Annotated in this window: 6 protein-coding genes; 3 read left to right on the top strand and 3 right to left on the bottom strand. The window is 58.1% G+C overall.

Annotated features, from left to right (window positions below):
- Positions 1–225: 225 nt before the first annotated feature.
- Together clpA and clpS are read right to left on the bottom strand one after the other, a co-directional pair.
- The gene (gene clpA, locus CAF90_RS28730; protein ID WP_007951436.1) at positions 226–2,496 is read right to left on the bottom strand and encodes an ATP-dependent Clp protease ATP-binding subunit ClpA; all 2,271 of its coding nucleotides are present in this window, start codon (positions 2,494–2,496) and stop codon (positions 226–228) included.
- Positions 2,497–2,526: 30 nt separating this feature from the next.
- The gene (gene clpS, locus CAF90_RS28725; protein WP_011334948.1) at positions 2,527–2,910 is read right to left on the bottom strand and encodes an ATP-dependent Clp protease adapter ClpS; all 384 of its coding nucleotides are present in this window, start codon (positions 2,908–2,910) and stop codon (positions 2,527–2,529) included.
- 224 nt (positions 2,911–3,134) lie between these two features.
- Here clpS and CAF90_RS28720 point away from each other — a divergent pair, with 224 nt between their 5' ends.
- The gene (locus tag CAF90_RS28720; protein WP_085609251.1) at positions 3,135–3,416 is read left to right on the top strand and encodes a cold shock domain-containing protein; all 282 of its coding nucleotides are present in this window, start codon (positions 3,135–3,137) and stop codon (positions 3,414–3,416) included.
- A 79-nt stretch (positions 3,417–3,495) separates the two neighbouring features.
- On the opposite strand, the gene icd is transcribed toward CAF90_RS28720, so the two are convergent.
- The gene (icd, locus tag CAF90_RS28715) at positions 3,496–4,752 is read right to left on the bottom strand and encodes an NADP-dependent isocitrate dehydrogenase (RefSeq protein WP_007951441.1); all 1,257 of its coding nucleotides are present in this window, start codon (positions 4,750–4,752) and stop codon (positions 3,496–3,498) included.
- Positions 4,753–5,233: 481 nt separating this feature from the next.
- Between icd and CAF90_RS28705 the strand changes: the two genes are divergently transcribed.
- Positions 5,234–7,459, top strand: coding sequence for an NADP-dependent isocitrate dehydrogenase (locus tag CAF90_RS28705; RefSeq protein WP_085609250.1), 2,226 nt, complete (start codon positions 5,234–5,236; stop codon positions 7,457–7,459).
- Positions 7,460–7,537: 78 nt separating this feature from the next.
- Positions 7,538–7,984 carry an NUDIX hydrolase gene (locus CAF90_RS28700; RefSeq protein ID WP_085609249.1) on the top strand — a complete coding sequence of 149 codons (447 nt, stop codon included), beginning with the start codon at positions 7,538–7,540 and terminating at the stop codon, positions 7,982–7,984.
- The last annotated feature ends 33 nt before the right edge of the window (positions 7,985–8,017 follow it).

Here is an 8,017-nt window from a genome sequence, read left to right as displayed (position 1 = left end):
TGTCGTAGCGCTTGCCTAAATTGGACATTGTTATGCACCTTCACCCTCTTGAATGAACGAGTCAATCAACAAGGGCGACAGGTAGCCTGACACAGAGGGCGTTTGCCAAAAGTGACCCGCCGTAAGGGCGGAACCCTAAGAAGCCGTTACCGCAGCAACGGATATTCACACCAAACAAACAGACAATAAAAAGGCGCCCAAAGGCGCCTTTTCACTTACCAGCCATCAAGCCATTTCTGCAGTGGTCTCGAAGTCAAACGTCAACTCACCATCCTTGATGTCGATGTGAACCACACCGCCATGCTCGGCCAGCTCGCCAAACAGAATCTCCTCCGCCAGCGGACGCTTGATCTTGTCCTGGATCAGACGCGCCATCGGACGAGCGCCCATGGCCGAATCGTAACCACCGGCCGCGAGCCAGCTGCGCGCCGCATCCGTAACTTCCAGAAGCACGCGCTTGTCTTCCAGCTGCGCCTGAAGCTCGGTAAGGAACTTGTCCACCACGCTTTTGATGACCTCATGACTGAGGCGACCAAACTGAATGATGGTATCCAGACGGTTGCGGAATTCCGGCGTGAAGCTCTTCTTGATCACTTCCATCGCATCGGACGAGTGGTCCTGATGGGTGAAACCGATCGAAGCACGTGCCGCCGTTTCAGCACCGGCGTTAGTGGTCATGATCACGATCACGTTGCGGAAGTCCGCCTTGCGCCCGTTGTTGTCGGTCAGCGTGCCGTGGTCCATCACCTGCAGCAGCAGGTTGAAGACTTCCGGATGCGCCTTCTCGATTTCATCGAGCAGCAATACGCAATGCGGTTGCTTGGTGATCGCTTCGGTCAACAGACCGCCCTGGTCGAAACCGACATACCCCGGAGGCGCACCGATCAGACGCGACACGGTGTGACGCTCCATGTACTCGGACATGTCGAAGCGCACCAGTTCGATCCCCAACGCCTTGGCCAATTGACGCGCGGCTTCGGTTTTACCGACACCGGTCGGCCCTGCGAACAGGAACGAGCCGACAGGCTTGTCAGGCGACTTGAGACCGGCACGGGACAGTTTGATCGCAGTCGACAGCGAATCGATCGCCGCGTCCTGACCGAACACCGTCAGCTTCAGGTCACGCTCGAGGTTACGCAGCAATTCCTTGTCGGAGCTGGTGACATGCTTCGGCGGAATCCGCGCGATTTTCGCAACGATGTCCTCGACCTCAGGCACTTCGATGCGTTTCACACGCTTCTCGACCGGTTGCAGACGCTGGTAGGCGCCCGCTTCGTCGATCACGTCGATGGCCTTGTCCGGCATGTGCCGGTCATTGATGTAGCGCGAAGCCAGTTCCGCAGCGGCGCGCAGCGACTCATCGCTGTATTCGATGTTGTGATGCTGTTCGAAACGCCCTTTCAGGCCGCGCAGGATACCGATGGTGTCTTCCACCGACGGCTCGACGACATCGACCTTCTGGAAGCGACGCGCCAGGGCACGGTCTTTTTCGAAGATGCCACGGAATTCCTGGAACGTGGTCGAGCCGATGCAGCGAATGTCGCCAGACGACAGCAGCGGTTTGAGCAGGTTCGAGGCATCCATGACGCCACCCGACGCAGCACCCGCACCGATGATGGTGTGGATCTCGTCGATGAACAGGATCGCCTGCGGACGTTTTTTCAGTTCGTTGAGCAGCGCCTTGAAGCGCTTCTCGAAATCACCGCGATACTTGGTGCCCGCGAGCAGAGCGCCCAGATCGAGGGAGTAAACGACGCTGTTGGCCAGCAGGTCCGGCACTTGGTTGTCGACAATGCGCTTGGCCAGGCCTTCGGCAATCGCGGTTTTACCCACGCCAGCCTCGCCCACCAGCAGCGGATTGTTCTTGCGACGGCGCGCGAGAATCTGCGCGACACGCTCGACTTCCGTTTCACGCCCGACCAGCGGATCGATCCGGCCCTGGCGCGCGAGTTCGTTGAGGTTGCTGGCATAAGCGTCCAGCGGATTGCCTGAAGAAGAAGACTCACCGCCCTCGTCGTCCTGCATATCTTGTTCACCTTCAGAGTGATCGCCATGCCCCGGCACTTTGGAAATGCCGTGAGCGATATAGTTGACGACATCAATGCGTGCAACGCTCTGCTGTTTCAGCAGGAACACCGCCTGACTCTCTTGCTCACTGAAGATTGCAACCAGCACGTTGGCGCCGGTTACTTCGCGCTTGCCCGAGCTCTGTACATGAAAGACAGCACGTTGCAGCACACGCTGGAAGCCCAGGGTTGGCTGGGTTTCGCGATCCTCGTCATGGACGGGGATCAGTGGCGTGGTGGAGTCGATGAACTCCTGCAGGTCGTGCTTGAGTTTGTCGAGGTTTGCGCCGCAGGCACGCAATACGGTGGCGGCAGCCTCATTGTCCAATAGGGCCAGCAGCAGGTGTTCGACGGTCATGAATTCATGACGCTTCGAACGTGCCTCCTTGAAGGCAAGATTGAGGGTGACTTCGAGCTCGCGGTTTAACATAGCTTCACCTCATACCCAAGTGGTCGGCGATTAACCGTCCTTCTCGATTTCACAGAGTAGCGGATGCTGGCTTTCCCTGGCGTACTGGTTGACCTGCATGGCCTTTGTCTCGGCGATGTCGCGGGTAAACACTCCACATACTGCCCGCCCTTCTGTGTGGACGGCCAGCATGACCTTGGTCGCCAGCTCGCGATTCAGGTTAAAAAACACCTCGAGCACTTCGACGACGAAATCCATCGGTGTGTAGTCATCATTAAACAAAACCACCTTGTACATCGGCGGCGCCTGTAACGCAGGCTTTGCTTCCTGAACAGCAACGCCTGCCGAATCGTCGTCGTGCTCCTGTGGAAGATCCTTTTGGAGAAGCGGGCGATCCTGATTGAATGTTAGTCGAATCTGGCTGATTGCATGCATGGAAAGAAAGGTTCGTCAGTTGTGCAAATACAGTGGTGGGGGCGGCTTGACACGTTTTCAACTCCGACTGCCCGGTCACCTTGACTATCGGGAAAACGGTGTTACAACCAATAGAACCCACAGTGGGGAAAAAAGATCCGCGGAGTCAATCTTTTTAACGGATTCGACTGCGGATGAATTGGATGATACTCCAGCGATGGAGACTGTTGCAGAGGGATTTGAGCATGGCTGTCGGCAAGGTGAAATGGTTCAACAATGCCAAGGGGTTCGGTTTCATCAACACCGACACCCACGAAGGGAAGGACGAGGACGGCAAGGAGATCGATTTCTTTGCCCACTATTCCGCCATTGAAATGGACGGATACAAAACCCTCAAAGCCGGGCAAGTCGTCAAATTCGACATTGTGCAAGGGCCCAAAGGCTTGCATGCCACAAAAATTCAGAATGTCGAAGCCGCAAAAGATGCCGCTTCGGCAGCCGCTCAGCACCAATCGGTGACCAGCTGAAGCGACCCGAACACCTGCCAGAAAACAAACCGCCCGGCTCGATCACTCGAGCCGGGCGGTTTCGTTGCACCTGCCGCTCTTACATGTGCTTGATCAGCGCTTCACCGAAGCCCGAAGAAGACACCAGTGTGGCGCCTTCCATCAGACGTTCGAAGTCGTAGGTCACGGTCTTGGCCTTGATGGCGCCATTGGTGCCCTTGATGATCAGGTCGGCCGCCTCGGTCCAGCCCAGGTGGCGCAGCATCATCTCCGCCGACAGAATCACCGAACCCGGATTGACCTGGTCCTTGCCGGCATATTTCGGCGCAGTACCGTGGGTCGCCTCGAACATGGCCACGGTGTCGGACAGGTTGGCACCCGGCGCGATACCGATACCGCCCACTTCCGCCGCCAGGGCGTCGGACAGGTAGTCACCGTTGAGGTTGAGGGTGGCGATCACATCGTATTCGGCCGGACGCAGCAGGATCTGCTGGAGCATGGCGTCGGCGATGGCGTCCTTGACGACGACTTCGCGGCCGGTTTTCGGGTTCTTGAATTTCATCCATGGGCCGCCATCGAGCAGCTCGGCGCCGAATTCTTCCTTCGCCACCTCGTAGCCCCAGTCCTTGAAGGCACCTTCGGTGAATTTCATGATGTTGCCCTTGTGCACGATGGTCAGCGACTTGCGGTCGTTGTCCACCACGTATTGCAGGGCCTTGCGCACCAGACGCTTGGTGCCTTCTTTCGAAACCGGCTTGATGCCGATGCCGCAGTCCTGGTCGAAACGGATCTTGGTGACGCCCATTTCTTCTTTCAGGAATTTGATGACCTTGGTGGCTTCAGGGGAGCCGGCTTTCCATTCGATACCGGCATAAATGTCTTCGGAGTTCTCGCGGAAGATCACCATGTCGACGTCGCCAGGCTTTTTCACCGGGCTCGGTACGCCTTCGAACCACACCACAGGGCGCAGGCAGACATAGAGATCGAGCTGTTGGCGCAGGGCAACGTTGAGGGAACGGATGCCGCCACCGACCGGAGTGGTCAGCGGGCCTTTGATGGAAACGACGTAATCTTTAACGGCGTCCAAGGTTTCCTGGGGCAGCCAGGTGTCCTGGTCATAAACCTGAGTTGCTTTTTCGCCAGCATAAACCTCCATCCAGGAAATCTTGCGCTTGCCCCCGTAGGCTTTTTCTACGGCAGCATCAACCACTTTGATCATCACAGGGCTGACGTCGACGCCAATGCCGTCACCTTCAATGAAGGGAATGATCGGGTTATCAGGGACATTGAGAGAATGGTCTGCGTTGACGGTGATTTTGTCGCCGACGGCTGGAACCTGAATCTTCTTGTAACCCATGCTGAACTCCATTGTTTGGATTGAACATCTGGCTTGGTTCGAGCGTAACCCAGTTGAATCAACACGCAAACCCTCTGTTCCGGGCGCGACCACATCTCGTTTCGTACAAGCCTGAAAGCAAAGGGAAAAGCGCCAATCTCAAGCATTCACGGCGACTCTACGCCCCACCCCGCCCTGCGACCTTTAGACCAATGGACGAGAATCGTTGCATATGAACCATCGGCAGATTGCCAGCTACCTATGTATAATGCCGCCCGCTGACCAAAGGGTCACGACGGCTGGCCTCTCTAGCACGAGACTTTCCGCCTGATTGGTCGGGTTGTTACCGCAGTCCGACTGCTTGACGCTCTACTGATGCACCCAACATCACCGCGAAGATTCTCGACATTCGGTTCATGGATGACTTTGAACGAACGCGCTTACCCGGCGCCCCTCGAGTTTCTGCGCACGCTTTAGCAAAGAAGAGAGAGTTAATCCGAATATGCCCACCCGCTCGAAGATCATCTATACCTTCACCGACGAAGCTCCAGCCCTCGCCACCTATTCCCTGCTGCCGATCATCGAGGCTTACACCGCCTCGGCCGATATCGCCGTGGAAACCCGCGATATCTCTCTTGCAGCACGTATTCTGGCCAGCTTCCCCGAGCAACTGGGCGACAAAGCCGTAGCCGACCACCTCGCCGAACTGGGCGACCTGGCCGTTACGCCTGAAGCCAACATCATCAAGCTGCCGAACATCAGCGCCTCGGTTCCGCAACTGCAAGCCGCGATCAAAGAACTGCAAGCCCAGGGTTACAACCTGCCGGACTACCCGGAAACCGTGACCAGCGACGCCGACAAAGATGCCAAGGCGCGTTACGACAAGGTCAAGGGCAGCGCCGTGAACCCGGTTCTGCGTGAAGGCAACTCCGACCGTCGCGCTCCGCTGTCGGTCAAGAACTACGCTCGCAAGCACCCGCACAAAATGGGCGCCTGGGCCAAGGACTCCAAGTCCCACGTCGCTCACATGAGCACCGGCGATTTCTACGGCAGCGAAAAAGCTGCCCTGATCGACGCCGCTGACGCCGTGAAGATCGAGCTGATCGCCAAAGACGGCACCGCTACCGTCCTGAAAGAAAAAACCACCGTTCAGGCGGGCGAGATCCTCGACTGCTCCGTGATGAGCAAAAAGGCACTGCGCGCGTTCATCGCCGCTGAAATCGACAGCGCCAAGCAACAAGGCGTGCTGCTGTCGGTTCACCTGAAAGCCACCATGATGAAGGTTTCCGACCCGATCATGTTCGGCCAGATCGTTGCCGAGTTCTATAAAGACGCCCTGACCAAGCACGCCGACGTGCTGGCCGAGATCGGCTTCAACCTGAACAACGGCATCGGCGACCTGTACGCCCGCATCAAATCCCTGCCGGCCGAGCAGCAAGCCCAGATCGAAGCTGACGTACAGGCGGTCTACGCCGTTCGTCCGTCGCTGGCGATGGTCAACTCCGACAAAGGCATCACCAACCTGCACGTGCCGAGCGACGTTATCGTCGACGCTTCGATGCCGGCCATGATCCGTGACTCCGGCAAGATGTGGGGCACCGACGGCCAGCTGCACGACACCAAGGCCGTGATCCCGGATCGCTGCTACGCCACCATCTACCAGGCCGTGATCGAAGATTGCAAAGCCAATGGCGCTTTCGATCCGACCACCATGGGCAGCGTGCCAAACGTTGGCCTGATGGCTAAAAAGGCTGAAGAATACGGCTCCCACGACAAGACCTTCCAGATCAAGGCCGACGGCGTGGTTCGCGTAACCGACAGCAAAGGCGCCCTGCTGATGGAACAGGCTGTTGAAGCCGGCGACATCTTCCGCATGTGCCAGACCAAAGACGCGCCGATCCAGGACTGGGTCAAACTGGCCGTCAACCGTGCTCGTGCAAGCGCAACTCCAGCGATTTTCTGGCTGGACCCGATGCGCGCCCACGACGGCGTTGTGATCGAGAAGGTTCAGGCTTACCTGAAGGATCACGACACCGCCGGTCTGGACATCCAGATCATGGCGCCGGTCGATGCCATGAAGTACACCCTGCAGCGCACCCGCGAAGGCAAGGACACCATTTCGGTGACCGGCAACGTACTGCGTGACTACCTGACCGACCTGTTCCCGATCATGGAACTGGGCACCAGCGCCAAGATGCTGTCGATCGTGCCGCTGATGAACGGCGGTGGCCTGTTCGAAACCGGCGCCGGCGGTTCGGCTCCGAAGCACGTGCAGCAACTGGTGGAAGAGAACTTCCTGCGCTGGGATTCGCTGGGTGAATTCCTGGCCCTGGCCGCTTCTCTCGAGCACCTGGGTGTGAACTACAACAACCCGAAAGCGCTGGTTCTGTCCAAGACCCTGGACCAGGCCACCGGCCAGTTCCTCGACAACAACAAGTCGCCATCGCGCAAAGTCGGCAACATCGACAACCGCGGCAGCCACTTCTACCTGGCGATGTACTGGGCACAAGCCCTGGCCGCCCAGACCGAAGACGCTGCACTGCAAGCGCAGTTCGCGACTCTGGCCAAAACCCTGACCGAGAACGAAGCGACCATCGTCGCCGAGCTCAACGCCGTTCAAGGCAAGCCAGTGGACATCGGCGGTTACTACCACGCCGATGCCGAGCTGATCAGCAAGGCCATGCGCCCAAGCGCAACCCTCAACGCGGCCATCGCTGCGCTGGTATAAGGTTGTAAAGGGAACATCACAAACCCCGGCCATGCGCCGGGGTTTGTGTTTCTGTCTTTCGCCCAGGAGATTCAATCAATGCAATGGCTCCCCCACATCACTGTCGCCACCATCGTCGAGGACAACGGTCGTTTCCTGATGGTCGAGGAACACAAGGCCGGGCGTAACGTGCTCAATCAGCCCGCTGGCCATCTGGATCCGGACGAAACCCTGATCGAAGCCGCCGTGCGCGAAACCCTCGAAGAAACCGGCTGGGACGTCGAGCCCACCGCCGTGATCGGGATTTATCTGTACACCGCCCCGAGCAACGGCGTGACTTACCAGCGCGTGTGCTTCAGCGCCAAAGCCGTGAAACATCACCCGGATTACCAACTGGACGACGGCATCGTCGGCGCCAAGTGGCTGACCCGCGAGGAATTAATCGAGCAGCGCGAGCACTGGCGCAGCGAGCTGATCATCCGTTGCATCGATGATTATCTGGCCGGCAATCGCTTCGGCCTCGAACTGATCCGCCCTTCCCTTTAGCCTTGAGGCCGTGAGCCTGATAGAATCGCGTCC

It is taken from the genome of Pseudomonas sp. B37(2017) (assembly GCF_002112885.1).
Classification (GTDB): domain Bacteria; phylum Pseudomonadota; class Gammaproteobacteria; order Pseudomonadales; family Pseudomonadaceae; genus Aquipseudomonas; species Aquipseudomonas paraglycinae.
The sequence above is the reverse complement of the archived record's forward strand: the minus strand, read 5'-3'. Positions and strand labels throughout refer to the sequence as shown.

Coding starts and splice junctions, on each gene's coding strand:
- clpA (WP_007951436.1), bottom strand. CDS start 2,496: ATGTTAAACCGCGAGCTCGAAGTCACCCTCAATCTTGCCTTCAAGGAG.
- CAF90_RS28720 (WP_085609251.1), top strand. CDS start 3,135: ATGGCTGTCGGCAAGGTGAAATGGTTCAACAATGCCAAGGGGTTCGGT.
- icd (WP_007951441.1), bottom strand. CDS start 4,752: ATGGGTTACAAGAAGATTCAGGTTCCAGCCGTCGGCGACAAAATCACC.
- clpS (WP_011334948.1), bottom strand. CDS start 2,910: ATGCATGCAATCAGCCAGATTCGACTAACATTCAATCAGGATCGCCCG.
- CAF90_RS28700 (WP_085609249.1), top strand. CDS start 7,538: ATGCAATGGCTCCCCCACATCACTGTCGCCACCATCGTCGAGGACAAC.
- CAF90_RS28705 (WP_085609250.1), top strand. CDS start 5,234: ATGCCCACCCGCTCGAAGATCATCTATACCTTCACCGACGAAGCTCCA.